The following is a 17,015-nucleotide window of genomic DNA, read 5'->3' on the forward strand; positions in this document are numbered from 1 at the left end:
TGCACCTCCTTACCAGAAGATAACGACGATCGTTTGAACGAAGGCCAAAATCAACGGCCATTTCCAGTAATATTTCACTGCTTGCTCTACTCTGAACCTTGGTAGCACAGCAGAAATAATTACAAGAATGAAAAAGACAACAAAGAATTTTGCGAGAAATTCCCATACGGTTCTTCCACCACCAAGGAAGAAGTTAACAAAGAGCGATATCTCAATAAACACGGCAAATGCGTGTTGAATCATCAGCAAACCAAGGAATTTACCACTGTACTCTACCAATGGACCTGATGCGATTTCAGCAGGTGCAATGAAAGAATCAAAGGGTTTCTTGCCCAACATTCCCATTAGCGATATGAAAGCCACAACCGCTCCTATTGGCATTATCCATGCGTTATAAACTCCGGCTTCGATCTGCTTGTCCACGATTGCTGAGATCGATGACGTCCTGTTCTCAAACAGAATACCGAGGATAACTATAAGAAAGGGGAGCTCGTAACCAAGCATTTGAGTAAGAGCACGCCCAATACCTATCGATGCGTTGGGGTTACCTGAGCCCACGGCCGACATGGCCATACCCAGAAGACCTATGGCAAGCAGGTATATAACTACGAAGATATTATCAAGCCCCGGGAATACAACGAGCGACCCGGCAGGAATGAATAGCACAGTTGCAATAGTTCCACCCAACGCCATCCATACACCAAAATCGAAGATAAACCCATGGGAGATACTATGTTTTGTCAGCGCTTTGAAGATATCGATGAAATTTTGCCAGAAAGGAGGGCCGTACCTTCTTTCTATCCTTGCAACTATTTTTCTGGCAATACCTTCCAGCGTTATCGTATAAACGAAAGCTAATAAAAGTAATCCAATACTTTTTATCACTGTCATGCTATCACCTCAACCACCAATAGGCTGTTAGTATTGCAAGAATGCTCAAAGTTACATAGCCTTGTGGGCTTGAAGGATAGAAGAGGCTACGGAAAAAGGCTCCAAGTTCTCTCAGTTTATAAGACGTATTTTCAAGCCATTTTTCCATCAAAGGCCAGCGTTCGAACATTCTGTCGAATGAACGGTACATTTTGTAAGAAAAGTGATAGAGTTCCGCAGTGTAAATGAACTCCCCACCTGTGTATGTATCCATTAAATCTACCTTTTTTGGCTTCTTTGCGAGAGCACTTATAACAAATGCTATAACAAAACCTATGGTGAACACCGTTACAACTATGATTGAATCCCATTTTCCGGTTGAAGCAAAGATTTCAGAAAAGGTTGTTTTTATCGTGGCGATTCCAACCTGTTCACTTATTTTATTCGTGAATGATATAGCGTTGCTGGGAAGTATTCCCCAGAATATCGTTAGAAGAGTGAGAACCATCATAGATACCAGCATCGGTATCGGTGCCTCTTTTATGTTCTTATGTTGTGGTTTCAACTGTCCAAGGAATATGCCGGCAAGAGGTTTGAACACGTACATGAAAGAACCGATGCTTCCAAAGAACGCCATAAAAGCAAGGAATGGTAAACCATTACGTACCAATTGTTGGTATATCAACCATTTCGAAGCGAAGCCACTCATTGGTGGTATCCCGGCAATGGAGATTATTGCTACAAGATAAGCCGTGAAAGTGAAAGGCATTCTGAAAATCAAACCACCCATTTCGTGCATCTTAGTTGTTCCTGTTCGATGAGCAACAGCCGCTATGGCGAGAAACATAGCTGAAGAGGCAAGCGCGTGATTTAGAACATGCATCAATCCCCCAGCAGTGGCATACGGCCCGCCTATGGCTAGTGCCATCAAAATATATCCGGAATTACTTACTGTAGAAAAAGCGATCAATTGCTTGGCGTCTTCCATTCGGATTGCCATCACCGTACCGACGATTATCGAGATGCCACTTAGAAGGGCGAGTATATAGTTTGGCAGCGGAATTCCCTGAACCTCAGGCATCCATGCAAAAAATTTAGTCGATGGAAGTACCGCAACGACGATGAACATCAAGAAAGCTCCCATTTTCGTTAAAGCTCCTGATAGTATAGAGCTGAATTCGTCCGGAGCGGAGGAATGTGCTCCCCTCAACCAGATGTGCAATGGAAAACTTCCAGCTTTTGCAAAAGCCATTACCGCTAATAAAATGAAGATTAACAGTTGAAATCCTCCAGAAGTTTTCATAAGTTCATTTGCAACATCTGTATAGATGAGCGTTCCAAAGCGGTTGTAAAGAAGAAATACTGCGTACATCATTGAATAGGTTCCTATTGAACCGACTGCTACATACTTGAGAGCTTCCTTCCAGGCTATCTTTTTATCGAGGACAATCATGATCAATGAGGACCATGTTGTTAACTCCCAAAATATAAGTAATGTCAGGAAATCATTCGATAGCATACTTCCGATTACACCGGTACTTACAAGACTCAAAAGCATTAACTTCATTTCTTTCTTTTTCTTGATCGAAAGCATGAATACCGCAGTCATTGAGATTATTAGCATAGTAACTGAGGCAAAAAATCTATTCAAGATAGAGGCATTGAACGTCAGTTCGAGGTTGGAAAAAATTCTCAATCCCGAATGCTCGGGAATATAGATCCAGTTAAAAAATATCGCAGAAAATGCGAAAAGCTGTATCAACGCATAAACCGTATATGCGAAGTTTTTGTTTACTTTTGCCAGAAGGTATAGAATCGGTGCTGATATCAAACTAATTGTCAGGAGAACGGTTAAACTCATTCAAATCCCTCCCAGAAGAACCGTAGAAGCATAGGATAAGCTATCGAGTATGGCTGTTCCAGCTTTTTCAAATACTTCAAAAGCTCCTTGTGAAGCTATTCCTAGAATAATTATCATGACAACGAGTATCGAACCTGCTATCAGCGTTCTTACTGGCAATTTTTTGTGTATACTATCGGCGGTATCTGGTCGATAGATGTTGAAAATCCATCTAAAATAATAAACAGCTTCTATTAAAGCGGTTACAAGGAAAACGACTGGTACCCAGAGGTTATAGCTTATGGTCGATTCGATTATCAGCAATTTAGCTCTGAATCCAAAAAACAGGGGCATTCCGATTACAGAGAGCGCTCCTGCTGTGAACAACAAAGCTGAGATTCGGGATTTACTTGCGAAAGCCGCTACCTTTTCAAAAGAGTCATCGGAAATTGTAGAGATTATATATCCAGCTATGGAGAAGAGGATCAATTTGGAAATCGAGTTGTTTATCAACAGCATGAAAGCGCCTGTCATCGAACTTTCAGTTCCAATCCCGATCAGCAGAAGTGCGAGCCCTGCCTGAGCTATACTCGAATAAGCGAGCATTCTTTTTAATTTTTTCTGGCTAAATGCAATGACTTCGCCAATTACCACCGTGAGCAACCCAAGAATTATTATCAAACTTTGAACCTCTCCAAAACCTATAACAGTTACAAAGATCCTTGAGAAGGCAAAAATCATGACAACCGGAAAAGCTGTCGCCAGAATGGTAGTTGCCCTTTGTGAAGCGTAAGAGTACACATCTGGAACCCAGCCGTTGAGAGGGAATAATTTTGCTTCCACTCCAAGTCCAAAAAGATAAAGGAGACTGACAACGGTTAAAACATTGGGATGTATCATGCCTGTCTTCATGTGTTGAGAAATGTCTGCCATGTTTAGAGTTCCGTAGGTTGCGTAAAGCATAGATGTTCCAAGAAGATATAAAGCGGAACCAACAGAACCAATAATGAGGTATTTAAACGCTGCGAATTTGCTTTCATTGCGTTGTGAACTTGCAGCGATGATGTAGGCGGAAATGGAAGCGATCTCTAAAAACACAAAGAGGTTAAAAAGATCACCGGTCAATACGATCCCGTTCAAAGCGGCGAGAGAAAGCATATAGACAACTGAAAGCTTTAAAGATGATTTCAGTTTTTCAGTTGAAGTTGCTAATAATGCCAGTAGAAAGATAATGTTAACCGCGACAACTATCAATTTTGTTCCATCATCTACCACAAGATTTATACCAAAAGGTGGTTTCCACCCACCTATTACAAAGCTTGTGGTGCCTGATATCGTAGCAATCTTTATACTGATGATACTGTTTGAAATTGCGGCAATCCATAAAAGGATTCTTGATATGTTACCGGAAAATATCCCAAGGAAAGCTAACGAAAGAGGAACAGCAATCAACCAAACCGGGTTCATTTGACATTCCCCCTTATTTCATCCAGATCGACAGAACCGTATGTTCTGTGTATTTTTATGATCAAAGAAAGTGCAAGAGCGGTGATCCCAACGCCAATCACAATCGCGGTAAGCACTAGCGCCTGTGGTAAAGGATCGACAAAATTCAATGTGCTTTCTGGTGTCCAGGGTGAAAGTATAGGGGCCTTGCCACCATCAACATAGCCTAAAGAAATTATGAATAGATTTATACCAACATCCATAATGTTTAGAGAGACAACCATCTTCACAAGGTTTTTTTGTGTAAGTAATCCGTAGATTCCCAATACAAATAAAATGATGGAAAAATACTGTATCATTTTGCTCCCCCCTCAGAGAAGAAGTCTCCAATGACTCCAGACAATTCGGCACCAACCTTTATGCCAATAATGGAATAAACAATTGGGATAACTCCTGAACTCAACAGATTTCCGACAGTTCCAGTTGGCAGGAAATTCTGGAGGAAGCTACCGGCAACCAGCAGGCCGATAACGCCAATGCCAACATACATAAGGCCAGCCAGTCCCTCAAAGACTTTTAGGAAAGGAGATAGAAGTTTTTTATCATCTACAAGTAGTGTTAAGAGTGCTATGGTGGCTATAATTGTACCGCCGGGAAATCCGCCACCAGGCGTTAAATGTCCGTGAATGAAGATGTATGCACCAAAAACTGCCAGGATTGGAACTATAAGTTGGGAAGCTAACTTAACAATTGGATTTATCGGAACAGAGGAGCTCTGTCGTTTCAACCCGGAGCCAAGGAAAAAACCAACACCTGCAGCCGACAGGAAAAGAACGGTAACCTCGCCAAGAGTATCGAAAGAACGGTAGTTGACAACAACAGAAGTGACAATGTTTGCCTCGCCGCTTTCCGGGTCTTTGGTTTCACCATAACGGATTATCTGTTCTTCCTGAGAATTTACACTTTTGGAGATATAACGTGCTGAAACTCTTTCTTGAAGATTCACCTTTCCAAAACTTGGAATTCCATCATATGTTCCGTCCGTATCCAAAACACTAAAGAAAATCAAGAGGAGAAGAAAGGCCAGTAACCCTGCAACTATCCTTTTCATTTCGACTCTCTCCTTCCAATCCTCTTCAACGTGAGGAGGAATATGGCTGTCGTAAGGCCTGCACCAACGGAAACTTCAGTGATGGCAACATCAGGCGCCTTCATAAAGATGAATAAAACCACTGATAGAAGGCTCACAAGTGAGAGCATAACAACAGAAGTCAGGAGATTTTTCGTTTCTATGGCTATAATAGCCCCAACGATGACTATCACACCGATGATAAATGAAAGAACGGTCATGTTTTATCACCATCCTCAATATCATTTTCCGGCTGATAGGCGTCAAGATTTGTACCCTTCACCGGCTTTATTCCTGATTTCAGTGCCGCGCGAGCCAATGCAGAACTCCCGACGGGGTTGGTGATTGCAATGAAGATAATTATTATGATGCTTTTGAGGAGCCATTCAGGCCTGATCAAACCAACTCCAAGAATGAAAGAAAATGCACCAAGGGTTGTTGCTTTCGCTCCTGCTTGCAATCTGTTGTATATATCCGGCATTCTGAGAATTCCAAGCCCACCGAGGAGGTAAAAAATGGATCCCACACCCAGTAATATGTAACCTATAACATCTAAAATCATTTTCTCCCCTCCAGATATCTGGCTACAACAACAGTTTCCAGGAACGCCAGTATCGCGTAAGCCAGAGCGATATCAAGAAACAGTTCATTATTCTCAATCAGCGCGAACAACGCGATTGCGCCGGTAACGATAACGTTGAGTGTATCGAGTGCAACGATTCTATCTGGAACTGTTGGACCAACAAAAACTCTAAATAAAGCCAGAATAAAGCCTAAAGCAACAAGCACAAGGAAGATAAACAAAATCATTCGAATATCCCCCCAATCTTGCGCTCAAAGGTTTCAGAGATAATCTTTTTTGCTTCATTGGGATCGAGACTTTTAGCATCGATCCAATGAACGTAGAGATTTTCTTCATCCATATCTACAGTCAATGTGCCTGGAGTCAGCGTTATAGAATTGGCGAGAGTTAGCTTAGAGAAATCTCCTTTCAGGTTCGTGGGGATTTTCACGATAGCCGGGTTAATGGGAAGTTTTGGATTCAAAACGCGTCGTGCAACGTCAAGATTTGCTTTTATCATCTCGACTATGAACAGCGGAAGATACATGAACAGGTATTTCACAATGCGGATGGGGAGATCGACTCGGAGGTTAAATCGTGCGTACCTGCCCAAGAGCTGAGCGACTATCATGGAAACTGCCAATCCCGTTATTATTTCCCCTGGTGCAAAGCTTGCTGTGAGTCCAAGCCAGATTAGAAAAGTAACTAAAATTACGGAGATATAATTTCTGGCCATCTCGGTACCTCCTTGTGAATTTGTGAAATTATGCACGTTTTTTACAGTAATATGATACCATAACCCGGTAACGGTAGTAACCTGATTGCTAGAGATGCAATGGAAAATGTTACATAAACACAATATAGAGAGAAGTGTACCGAGCTTTTCGTGGAGCTGCCAACGTGCAACTTGTCGAAATTCTTGTGGCGATGAAGCGTTAAACTTTTAAACAGATTTACTTATTGTTTACTTGTTTCTTTTGAGTCTCCGTGGTATAGTAGGTTGTCCCGCAAGGGATAGAATATTAACTTTGCAATATGTGCAAGGTAGTTTCAAGGAGGAAACAAATCGATGACAGGTACAGTTAAGTGGTTCAACAGCAGTAAGGGTTATGGTTTCATCACCAAGGACGAAGGTGGAGACGTGTTTGTTCATTTTTCAGCTATTGAAGTCGACGGATTCAAGACTCTCGATGAAGGTCAGAGAGTCGAGTTCGAGATTGGCGAAGGCCCAAAAGGTCCTCAGGCGATAAATGTTAAACCAATCAGATAATCGTTGCGGTTATTAAGAGCGTCCACCAGTAGGTGGACGCTTTTTTATTGTGGTATGATTTTAGAGTAGCATCTTTGTTTAAGGGGATGAAAATATGATAGGAATTGTTTGCGATTCAGGGACGGATTTACCTGAAGAACTTAAAAATAAGGAAAATGTAAGAGTGGTGCCGTTGCGAGTTGTTTTGGATGACAAGAGTTATCGTGATGGTATTGAAATCAGCGAAGGAGAGCTGCTGAGCTATATGGAGGAAAAGATTCCAAAAACCTCACTTCCACCCCAATCCGAGGTCGAAGAAGCCTTTGTGTCTTTGATCGAAAAAGGATACAGCGAGATAATTTCGATCAATATTTCAAGTGGCTTGAGCGGGACATACAACCTCTTCAGAATAGCTGGCGAAAGCGTTATGGAGAAATATCCTGTCAAGATAGCTGCAATTGATTCTCGGAGTATTTCCATCGGTTCAGGGCTGCTTATCTATAAGGCATTGCAGCTGATAGAGAAGAAAAAGATGGCATTTGAAGATATTGTTGCTGAGTTGAAAAAGGTATTGAAAGACAGAATAGGTGTTTATTTTGCCATCCCAACTTTAAAATTTTTGAAAGCTGGTGGGAGGATAGGACGGGTTAGTGCAACGGTAGGCGAACTGTTGAAAATAAAACCCGTTATATCCATTGACGAGGATGGAATATATTACACTGTTGCAAAAGCTCGGGGAATGAATAGGGCAGTCAAGCTTGTTATGGAAAAAGTGATGAATTTTGTATTTAACAAAAGTATAGAAGCTATCGCTGTTTACATTTCTGGTGATGATCCGGCGACAAAAAAAATACGCGGAACAGATAAAGGAAAAGCTCAATGAATTGAAACCTAAAATGGTTTTGACCGGAAAACTTTCTTCAGCGTTGCTGGTTCATGCCGGAAGTGGATTGGTTGGAGTTGCGGTTTTGATAGGGGATTATTAAAAAGCTCCCCTGATGGGGAGCTTTAACTTTTTACGATTGGTTTAATAGTCTGTGTGATATCTCGTTCTGTTTTCTTATCAGTTCCGGAAGTTCGGTATCATTGATCTTTCCATTTTCAATTCTCACTTTTCCATTTATCATGACGAAGTCTGCCTTACCGGGGTCACACATGACGATTGCACCTATTGGATCCGCCAGACCGCCAGCAAGAGAGAGGACGTTCAGATCGAATGCAATAATATCTGCTGCTTTACCCGGTTCTATTGAACCAATATAATCATCCATCCTCAAAACTTTTGCGCCGCCCATCGTTCCCATGTAAAGGACATCGCGTGGAGTGAGTGCATCCGCACCTTTTGAAACACGTTGAAGTAGCATGGCGTTTCTTATTTCGTGTAACATGTTACCCGTGTCGTTCGAAGCACTTCCATCAACGGCCAGCCCGATTCTGATTCCCGCTTCCTTCATTTCTTTCACCGGAGCTATTCCGGAGCCAAGCCTCATGTTGGAAGTTGGACAATGGGCCATTCCACAGTCATTATCTGCAAGTTTCTTTATATCCTCATCTGAAAGCCACACAAGGTGTGCGAACCAGACTCTGGGATTCAGCCATCCTATTTTTTCCATGTAATCGACTGGCCTCAATCCCTTGGTTTCGAGACAATATTCTTCCTCATCCTTGGTTTCGGCAAGATGGGTGTGTAACAATACGTCATATTTTTCAGCTAGTTCGAGTGTTTTAATCATCGATTCTTCTGTAACCGAGAACGGTGAACAGGGAGCAAGGGCGATTCTTACCATAGCGTATTTATCTTTGTCATGGTACTTCTCAATCAAACGAATGGAGTCCTCGATAATTTTTTCTTCCGTTTGAACCACTGAATCCGGGGGGAGCCCCCCATCTTTTTTGGAAAGTGACATTGAACCGCGCGTTGGATGGAACCTTACGCCGCAACGCATAGCAGCTTCAATTTCAGAATCTATGAACCTTTCTTTTCCTTTCGGGTGAAGATAAAGCATATCGGTGGTGGTTGTAACACCTGTGGACATCATTTCATATATTCCCACCGCAGCGCTTACGTAAACAGCTTCGTTGTCTATATTTTTCCACAGTTCATACAGATAAACGAGCCAGTCGAAAAGTTTGGCGGATGAAACAGCGGGTACATTTCTGAAAAGCGATTGATAAAGGTGATGGTGAGTATTAACAAATCCCGGAAGCACCACACGCCCGGACATATCAAACTCACGATCACCTTTTGGAGCTTCTCCACTACCAACGGCAGTGATAATATTGTTGTCGATGACTATGTACGCATCGGTAAGTTCTGACATCGAATTGTCCATTGTAGCAAGATAGCTGATATTTTTGAGTATAGTCTTCACATTTTCACCTCCATTAAAATTTTATCATTTCTCACCGTAAAGCAAAATATTCTATTTCATGGCAAAATACTAATAAAGCCCTTTCTTTGAAAAGTTTTTAAGGAGTGAATTCTGATTGAGTAATTTCGGCGGGAAAGACGGATCCTTTGATTACGAGGTCATTCAGAAACAAATAGAGGAGTTAAGAATACGTCATCCTTTTTTGGCATTAAAAAATCCTGCGCTTCTTGTTGTAGATGTGCAACGTTTTTTTTTTCGATAGAAAATCTCCTGTTCACTTAACCATCTCGAAAAAAATCTTCCCAAAAATAGAGAAAATAGTGAAAAGTTGCCGGGAAAAAGGAATACCGGTGATTTTTACAAGACATGTGGACGAAAAAGATGGTCCAATGAAAAAGTGGTGGAATCACGTGATGGATGAAACATGCTCATTATCGGAACTCTTTATTAGTCCTGAAAATGATCCTGTGATCGTTAAAACTTCCTATGATGCGTTTTATAAAACTGAACTTGAGAATCTGCTTCGCAAACTCGAAGTAGACCAATTGTTAGTTTGTGGAGTGATGACTCATCTGTGTGTGGGCAGTACTGTCCGATCCGCTTTCGTTAGAGGATTCAATCCAGTAGTGATAATGGACGCTGTAGGTTCCAGGAACGATCTTTTTCATCTTTCAGGACTTGTAACGCTGGCACATGGTTTTTCTACTTTGATCACAACCGGGGAGCTGATTGAATGTTTAGAACAAAAGTCGCAATAATTGGTGCCGGTCCCGCCGGGATTTCTTGTGCGATACAACTGAAACATGCAGGTGTTGACTTTGAAATCTACGAAAAGTCAGAAATCGGGGGAACAGTCAAAAATGCCAACCTTATAGAGAACGTACCAGGGTTTGATCCGTTAACTGGGGAAGAGTTTGCAAACAAGCTCGAAAAACATCTTCAAAGACTTAAAATTGTAGTGAATATGTCTCAAATAAATAAGATTCAACATCAAGATAACTTTTTCATTCTCGAAGCGAATGACTGTATGGTAGTTTCAGAGTACGTGGTTCTAGCAACAGGAACGGTTCCCAGAACCATGCCGGATTTTGAGGTGCCAGAAAGAACGTTTTATGAGGTCAGAAAAATGCGCCATATTAAAAACTCAACGATAGCCGTTATAGGTTCGGGAGAAGCTGCCTACGATAGTGCATTGAATCTTACTAAAAATCGAAATCGTGTTCACTTGTTTACAAAAAAAGAACCTCAGAATGTGGCTAAACGCCTTTTAAAAAAGGTTATATCAAATGATTTTGTCGAGGTTCATTTGAAAGAACCTGTTGTTGAAATCTTGAAGATAGAGGATAATTGGTATGGTGCTCGTACTGATAGGGGAATATACGTCGTTGACTATTTTCTGATCAGTATCGGGAGAGTACCTAATCTTGCCCTTCTTAAAGGATTGCATTCTGATTCATTGACCAATCTGTTCCTGTGTGGTGATGCTAAAAGGGGAAGATTGGGACAGATCTCAATTGCAATTGGTGATGGTGTTGCCGCTGCGATGGATATTATCGGGCTGAGTAACTCGTAGGGAGGAACTTGCACATGGAATTGGTGGCATGTTACGGCAAGAAGGAACTTGCATTAGTGTTCGTCGGGCGAACTTCGATGGGAAACGAGGTGGAATTTGTAGAGTCCATTCAGCCTCCACTGTCCAGGAATGAGAAAGAGGTTATAATAATTTCAACCCTTGTTGGATGCCCTGTTGGTTGTTCTATGTGTGATGCCGGGGGCTTTTACGGTGGAAAGCTTACCGCCAAGGAAATGCTGGAACAAATCGAATATGTCGTAAACTTTAGATTTGGTGGAAGAAAGGTCCCATCAAAGAAGTTCAAAATACAGTTCGCCAGGATGGGAGAACCAGCTTTCAACGATGCTGTTATCGATGTTCTTGATAGATTGCCAGAAGAGTTCGAGGCTCCGGGCCTCCTTCCCTCTGTATCAACTATAGCTCCCAAAGGAAGGGAAGCTTTTTTTGAAAGGCTTTATTGGATAAAAGAACGGCATTACGGGGGAAGATTTCAGTTACAGTTTTCCATCCATTCTACAGATCTAAGGCAACGAAACGAAATAATACCTGTTCCAAAATGGCACCTTGAAAAAATCGCGGAATATGGAAAGGAATTTGTCAAAGAAGGAGATAGAAAGATAACATTGAATTTTGCTCTTTCAAAAGACAACATTGTTGACCCAGGGATAATAATCAAACACTTCGATCCCGAGAAGTTTCTCATCAAAATCACACCGGTAAATCCTACGTATTCAGCGAAAGAAAACGGCATTGTATCCGGTGTAGATGTATTTGATAATCGGCTTCCTCATCATCCAGGGTTACTGGAGGCTTTAGAAAAAAGTGGATACGATGTGATTTTGAGTATCGGAGAGCTTGAAGAAAATAAAATAGGAAGCAACTGTGGACAGTATGTAAAAAAGCACCTCTCGTCGGATATGGAGCTTTTTGAGGCTTATAGTTATAACAAAATGAGTCTGAATGAAAACAAGAGCTTTTCACAACCATAAAGGTCATCTTTGGCCTCTATTAAGATTTTACGGTGTAGATGTTTGCAAGTATAATAAAAAGAAATAGTGAATATCTAAAATTTTCGTAGAAAGGAATGATTGAATGATAGGGAAAAAACTTCTGGAGACAGCGGAAAAATATCGTGAAGATCTAACGAATTTCATGCAGGATTTAATAAGGACCAAAAGCTATTCTGCCCAAGAAAAAGACGTTATACTCAGAATCAAAGAAGAAATGGAAAAGGTAGGATTTGATGAGGTTATTATCGATGGCCTCGGAAATGTTCTGGGAAGAGTTGGAAACGGAAGTAAGATCATCGCCATGGACGCTCACATCGACACAGTAGAGGTTGGAAACCCTGATTTATGGGAAGTAGATCCCTTTGAAGCGGTTTTAAAGGACGGGATAATCTATGGAAGAGGCGCAAGCGACCAGAAGGCCGGTATGGCTTCGATGGTATATGGCGTTAAGGTAATGAAAGAACTTGGGCTTTTGGGTGACTTCACGCTGTATGTTACTGGAACAGTAATGGAAGAGGATTGCGACGGTTTGTGCTGGCAGTACATCGTCAAAGAAGACCGAATTAAACCGGATTACGTGGTTATAACAGAGCCAACCAATTTGAATATTTACAGAGGTCATAGGGGAAGGATCGAGCTTCAGATAAAAACAGTCGGTCTTTCCTGCCATGCTAGCGCTCCGGAACGGGGTATAAATGCCGTATATAAAATGAGCAGAATAATTCAGGAAATAGAAAAGCTAAACGACAGACTAAAAGATGACCCATTCCTTGGAAAAGGAACGATAGCGGTCACCCAAATTTTCTTCAAATCTCCATCTCATAATGCTGTCCCCGATGAATGTGTAATTCAGCTTGATAGAAGACTTACCGCAGGAGAAACCAGAGAGACTGTTATCGCTGAACTCGAGGATGCGATCAAAAGAGCCGGAGAAGAAGCCGAAATTATAGAACTCGAATACAGAAGGCCTTCTTATACAGGTGTCGAGTATCCTACAAAGAAATACTTCCCAACATGGGTAATGGATGAAGATCATGAGATTGTGAAGAAAACAGTAGCGGCTTATAAGGAAGTATTTGGAGAAGAGCCGTTTGTTGATAAGTGGACTTTTTCAACAAACGGCGTTGCTACCGCAGGAATGTTTGGAATACCTACGATAGGATTTGGGCCTGCGAATGAAATCTATGCGCACAGCCCAAAGGATCAGGTACCTGTTGATCATCTTGTTAAGGCAGCTGCAATGTATGCTTATTTACCTTTGAAACTTTCAAAAGAACTTTAAGGAGGGTTAGTTATGGGAAGCATGCTCAGAGGAAAGCATTTCATCACCACACAGGAATTTAAAAAAGAAGAAATTGATCTCATGCTGGATCTGGCAGCAGATCTGAAAAGACGCTTTGCTGTTGGCGAGCTCACACCCTGGCTTCTTTACAAAACAGTTTTTATGATCTTCTTCGATGAAAGCACAAGAACACGTAATTCGATAGAGGCTGGTATAACTCAACTCGGAGGCCACGCGCATTTCTTGAACCCAAAGGTTATGCAAACAGCCCATGGAGAGGTCGCTAAGGATACCGCTCAGATACTTTCAAGGTATGGCCACGCAATAGCCGTGAGACATTGTGCATACAAGATAGGAAATGATTACCTCAGAGCCCTCGCAAAGTATTCGGATGTTCCTATTTTGAACCTTCAGGACGATTTCTATCATCCAATGCAGGTTCTCGCTGATTTAATGACAATACAGGAAAGATTTGGTAAGAACACCAGAGGGCTGAAAGTGGCCATCACATGGGCGTATGCTGAAAGTCATCTGAAGCCTCTTTCAGTACCACAGTCCCAAATCCTTCTCTTCCCGCGTTATGGAATGGACGTAACCCTTGCTTACCCGAAGGGATTCGATCTAATGCCGGAGATAGTTGAACAGGCGAAGAAGAACGCTGAAGAAACAGGCGCGAAATTTGAGATCATCCACGATATGGATGAAGCCTTCAAAGATGCGGATATCGTCATTCCAAAATCATGGGGCGGCTTCTTTGTTTCCGATGATCCAGAAACCATTATGGCAGAGGTCAGAAAGCACAAAGACTGGATCTGTACACCTGAAAGAATGAAACTCGCCAAGAAGCACGCTGTCTACATGCATGCTCTTCCAGCAGATAGAGGAAGAGAAGTTGTTGATGAAGTCATTGATGGTCCACAGTCAATCGTCATAGACGAAGCAGAAAACCGCCTGCACACCGCAAAAGCTGTTATGGCTTTAACCATGGGTGGTAGGCCGTGAAATATGATCTTGTACTGATTGGCGGGGAGGTCTGCGATGGCGCAGATCTCTATGCTGCCAATTTGTATATTTCCGAAGGAAAGATAGCGGATATAACTCCAAAGAATGCATATCATCCAGCCAGAGCGTCTCTGGACTGCTCTGGCCTTTTTATTCTTCCAGGATTTATAGATCCGCACGTTCATCTTGGTTTAAGGCTCGGGCGTTATAGTTCAACCGATGATTTTTCTTCCGGCTCTGACGCTGCTCTGGCGGGTGGTGTGACCACCATCTTCGATTTTACAGAGCCCATTTACGATTACGAAGGTTTCATGAAGAATTTAACAGAAAGGCTAAAGGATGCTTCCGTATCCAAAATCGATTACGGGCTTCACATAACCCTTGGTGGAAATGTCAAACTATCTCCTGAAGAGGTTTCGAAACTGGCTGTGGAAACAGGCTGTCCAACGATAAAAGTTTTTACAGCTTACGGTGATACAAATAGAAGAACCGATGATGGATACCTTTACGAGCTGTTGAAGAGTTCCGGAAAAATAGGAAGCGTTGTAATGGTTCACGCGGAAAACGATGAACTTATAAAAATAAATTCGAAGAAATATCCGGGAACCTTCGAATATCTTTCTGATATCCGTGCAACTGAGAGTGAGATTGGAGCAGTAATAATGGTTGCTCTTCTTGCCACTAAGGCGAAGGGTCAGGCCTATATCGTTCATCTTTCAAGCGGTGAAACGGTAAATTGGATTGAGAGTTTTGCTGTAATTAGCAGAGATAATATAGTATTTGAGACGTGTCCGCAGTATCTAGCGCTGAACAAAAAACTTTTAAAAAGAAAAGACGGATATTTATATACATTCTGTCCACCGCTCAGAAGCGAAAAAGAGAGTGAACTTCTGGTTCGTGCATTGAGAAAAGGATTCATCAGCACTGTTGGAACGGATCATTGTCCATTTACTGTAGAAGAAAAAACAGAAAGTGACGGAAAGCTCGACTCGGTTCCGTACGGTATCGCTTCCCTTGGTATCACATATAGTGTGGTTAACACGCTGCTTGGCGGGGATTTATCGAAGGTTGTTCGGCTACTCAGCAAAAACCCGGCGAAGTATATGGGGGTTTATCCTGAAAAAGGATCACTCCTTCCCGGAACCGACGCCGATATTACTGTGGTTGATCCGAATGAGAGATTTACAGTGCAGGATCCTGCCTACGGTAAAGCTGAGTATTGGCCGTACAAAGATCTTGAACTGAAAGGTAGAGTCAAATATACATTATTAAGAGGAAAACTCGCCTTCGACGGTTCGACCATCTTGCTGGATGAAGGAAATGGAAAGTTCCTGAAAAGAAGCGAATTTTTCTGGGGGAGATAAAAATGCTCATCAAAGACGTTTCGATTTTTACCAATAACGGAAGATACATTCCTGAAGGCTTTGTCAGGGTCGATAATGGAAAAATAATCGAGATTGGCGAAGGAAATCCGGATTTTCTTGAAGGGGAAGAAATACTATCTTTTCGTGGGAAGCTTCTTCTTCCGGGATTTGTTAATGCACATACTCATTTTTATTCGACTTTTGCGCGCGGAATGTTTCTGGATAGATTTGATCCAAATTCTTTCGCTGAACTTCTGGAGCAACTATGGTGGAGACTTGATCGCAAATTAACTCTCGATGATGTGAGACTCAGTGCTGCAATTGGAGCAGTGGAATCTCTTAAAGCTGGAGTAACGAGCGTTATAGATCATCACTCGTCACCAAATTCGATAAAGGGTTCTCTTGAGCAGATAGCAAAGGCTGTCAACGAAGTTGGCCTTCGTTGTGCTACCTGTTACGAGGTTTCCGATAGAGACGGGGAAGATGCTACACGCTTCGGTATAGAAGAAAATCTCGATTTCTTTGAAACGAGAAATGAATTCCGTGCGGGATACTTTGGACTTCACGCGAGCTTTACCCTTTCAGATGATACCCTCGAAAGAGTTTCAAATGCTGTAAAAGGCAAGATACCCGTTCATGTGCACGTTGCTGAAGGGCCAGAGGACGAAGAACAGAGCGTAAATCGTTATGGAGTTCGAATAATAGAACGCTTCCATAAACATGGGCTTTTGGCTCGCGGATCAATTTTCGCCCACTGTATCCATGTAGATGATTCGGAAGTGGATTTGATAAAAGAAAGTGATTCTTATATTGTCGTTAACGTTCAGTCAAATATTAACAATGGGGTTGGAATTTCCTATTGGCCAAAATTTCTTGAAAAAGGGCTCAACGTCGGTGTTGGAAACGATGGGTTCGGATTTAACCTGTCTCATGATTTGAGGTTTTTCATCCTCACACCTCATCATCTGAAGCGTGATCCCAGGGTGTCTTCCGTTGACGATTTAGCGAAGACTTTCTTCTCGACAAATTACGAAATAGCTTCGAACACCTTTGGTATCAAACTTGGAAAGATAGAACCGGGTTACGCTGCTGATATGATAGTGATCGATTACAATAATCCAACACCACTGAGTGCTGAGAATTTCCTGGGGCATTTCTTTTTTGGAATTATCGACAACCTCAATGTAACCGATGCGTTTGTTGCAGGACAACATGTTCTAAAGAATAAAAAGGTTGTCGGAGTATCTGAGGAGGAGCTCTACAAAGAAGCAAGAAAGCTTGCTGAAAAACTCTGGAAAAGGCTGTAAAAGTATGGG

The 17,015-nt window shown here is 42.0% G+C and carries 19 protein-coding genes; 9 read left to right on the forward strand and 10 right to left on the reverse strand.

Translation table 11 applies throughout. The features are described 5' to 3' along the window. Positions 1 to 9 precede the first annotated feature (9 nt). The 9 genes from DU53_RS10720 to DU53_RS10760 are packed head-to-tail and all read right to left on the reverse strand — an operon-like array spanning position 10 to position 6,583. The gene (locus DU53_RS10720) at positions 10 to 891 is read right to left on the reverse strand and encodes a respiratory chain complex I subunit 1 family protein (protein ID WP_063728635.1); all 882 of its coding nucleotides are present in this window, start codon (positions 889 to 891) and stop codon (positions 10 to 12) included. Positions 892 to 895: 4 nt separating this feature from the next. After that, positions 896 to 2,731: a proton-conducting transporter membrane subunit gene (locus DU53_RS10725; RefSeq protein WP_015869375.1), complete on the reverse strand. Its 1,836-nt coding sequence runs from the start codon at positions 2,729 to 2,731 to the stop codon at positions 896 to 898. After that, complete coding sequence (locus DU53_RS10730) at positions 2,732 to 4,177, reverse strand: complex I subunit 5 family protein (RefSeq protein ID WP_015869376.1); 1,446 nt, start codon at positions 4,175 to 4,177, stop codon at positions 2,732 to 2,734. Beyond that, positions 4,174 to 4,515: a sodium:proton antiporter gene (locus tag DU53_RS10735; protein WP_015869377.1), complete on the reverse strand. Its 342-nt coding sequence runs from the start codon at positions 4,513 to 4,515 to the stop codon at positions 4,174 to 4,176. Before DU53_RS10735 ends, DU53_RS10730 begins: the two co-directional genes overlap by 4 nt. After that, complete coding sequence (locus tag DU53_RS10740; RefSeq protein WP_015869378.1) at positions 4,512 to 5,267, reverse strand: Na(+)/H(+) antiporter subunit B; 756 nt, start codon at positions 5,265 to 5,267, stop codon at positions 4,512 to 4,514. The genes DU53_RS10735 and DU53_RS10740 overlap by 4 nt, the downstream gene beginning before the upstream one ends. Then, complete coding sequence (locus DU53_RS10745; protein WP_015869379.1) at positions 5,264 to 5,506, reverse strand: hydrogenase subunit MbhD domain-containing protein; 243 nt, start codon at positions 5,504 to 5,506, stop codon at positions 5,264 to 5,266. Before DU53_RS10745 ends, DU53_RS10740 begins: the two co-directional genes overlap by 4 nt. After that, on the reverse strand, positions 5,503 to 5,847 hold the full coding sequence (gene mnhG / locus DU53_RS10750; RefSeq protein WP_015869380.1) for a monovalent cation/H(+) antiporter subunit G: 345 nt from the start codon (positions 5,845 to 5,847) through the stop codon (positions 5,503 to 5,505). Before mnhG ends, DU53_RS10745 begins: the two co-directional genes overlap by 4 nt. Next, a complete protein-coding gene (locus DU53_RS10755; RefSeq protein WP_015869381.1) occupies positions 5,844 to 6,095 on the reverse strand; it encodes a cation:proton antiporter in 252 nt (83 codons plus the stop codon). Before DU53_RS10755 ends, mnhG begins: the two co-directional genes overlap by 4 nt. Beyond that, positions 6,092 to 6,583, reverse strand: coding sequence for a Na+/H+ antiporter subunit E (locus DU53_RS10760; protein WP_015869382.1), 492 nt, complete (start codon positions 6,581 to 6,583; stop codon positions 6,092 to 6,094). Before DU53_RS10760 ends, DU53_RS10755 begins: the two co-directional genes overlap by 4 nt. Before the next feature lie 333 nt (positions 6,584 to 6,916). On the opposite strand from DU53_RS10760, the gene DU53_RS10765 reads away from it, so the two are divergent. After that, entirely contained in the window at positions 6,917 to 7,117 is a 201-nt protein-coding gene (locus DU53_RS10765) for a cold-shock protein (protein ID WP_015869383.1), read from the forward strand. A gap of 94 nt (positions 7,118 to 7,211) precedes the next feature. Continuing rightward, positions 7,212 to 7,979: a DegV family protein gene (locus DU53_RS10770; RefSeq protein WP_082853927.1), complete on the forward strand. Its 768-nt coding sequence runs from the start codon at positions 7,212 to 7,214 to the stop codon at positions 7,977 to 7,979. 133 nt (positions 7,980 to 8,112) lie between these two features. On the opposite strand, the gene DU53_RS10775 is transcribed toward DU53_RS10770, so the two are convergent. Further along, the gene (locus tag DU53_RS10775; protein ID WP_015869385.1) at positions 8,113 to 9,468 is read right to left on the reverse strand and encodes an 8-oxoguanine deaminase; all 1,356 of its coding nucleotides are present in this window, start codon (positions 9,466 to 9,468) and stop codon (positions 8,113 to 8,115) included. Between the two features lie 236 nt (positions 9,469 to 9,704). Here DU53_RS10775 and DU53_RS10780 point away from each other — a divergent pair, with 236 nt between their 5' ends. The 7 genes from DU53_RS10780 (at position 9,705) to ssnA (ending at position 17,006) form a co-directional block, all read left to right on the forward strand. After that, positions 9,705 to 10,226, forward strand: a complete 522-nt coding sequence (locus DU53_RS10780) for a cysteine hydrolase (protein WP_082853928.1) — start codon at positions 9,705 to 9,707, stop codon at positions 10,224 to 10,226. Then, positions 10,202 to 11,041: an NAD(P)/FAD-dependent oxidoreductase gene (locus tag DU53_RS10785; RefSeq protein WP_015869386.1), complete on the forward strand. Its 840-nt coding sequence runs from the start codon at positions 10,202 to 10,204 to the stop codon at positions 11,039 to 11,041. The genes DU53_RS10780 and DU53_RS10785 overlap by 25 nt, the downstream gene beginning before the upstream one ends. Positions 11,042 to 11,055: 14 nt before the next feature. Beyond that, on the forward strand, positions 11,056 to 12,030 hold the full coding sequence (locus tag DU53_RS10790) for a radical SAM protein (RefSeq protein WP_015869387.1): 975 nt from the start codon (positions 11,056 to 11,058) through the stop codon (positions 12,028 to 12,030). A 103-nt stretch (positions 12,031 to 12,133) separates the two neighbouring features. Beyond that, positions 12,134 to 13,333, forward strand: coding sequence for a YgeY family selenium metabolism-linked hydrolase (locus tag DU53_RS10795; protein ID WP_015869388.1), 1,200 nt, complete (start codon positions 12,134 to 12,136; stop codon positions 13,331 to 13,333). Between the two features lie 12 nt (positions 13,334 to 13,345). Then, positions 13,346 to 14,335: an ornithine carbamoyltransferase gene (locus DU53_RS10800; RefSeq protein WP_063728637.1), complete on the forward strand. Its 990-nt coding sequence runs from the start codon at positions 13,346 to 13,348 to the stop codon at positions 14,333 to 14,335. Next, the gene (locus tag DU53_RS10805) at positions 14,332 to 15,699 is read left to right on the forward strand and encodes a dihydroorotase family protein (RefSeq protein WP_015869390.1); all 1,368 of its coding nucleotides are present in this window, start codon (positions 14,332 to 14,334) and stop codon (positions 15,697 to 15,699) included. The genes DU53_RS10800 and DU53_RS10805 overlap by 4 nt, the downstream gene beginning before the upstream one ends. A gap of 2 nt (positions 15,700 to 15,701) precedes the next feature. Next, on the forward strand, positions 15,702 to 17,006 hold the full coding sequence (gene ssnA, locus DU53_RS10810) for a putative aminohydrolase SsnA (protein ID WP_015869391.1): 1,305 nt from the start codon (positions 15,702 to 15,704) through the stop codon (positions 17,004 to 17,006). The last annotated feature ends 9 nt before the right edge of the window (positions 17,007 to 17,015 follow it).

The sequence above is a fragment of the Kosmotoga sp. DU53 genome, from assembly GCF_001639905.1.
GTDB classification, from domain to species: Bacteria; Thermotogota; Thermotogae; order Petrotogales; family Kosmotogaceae; genus Kosmotoga; species Kosmotoga olearia.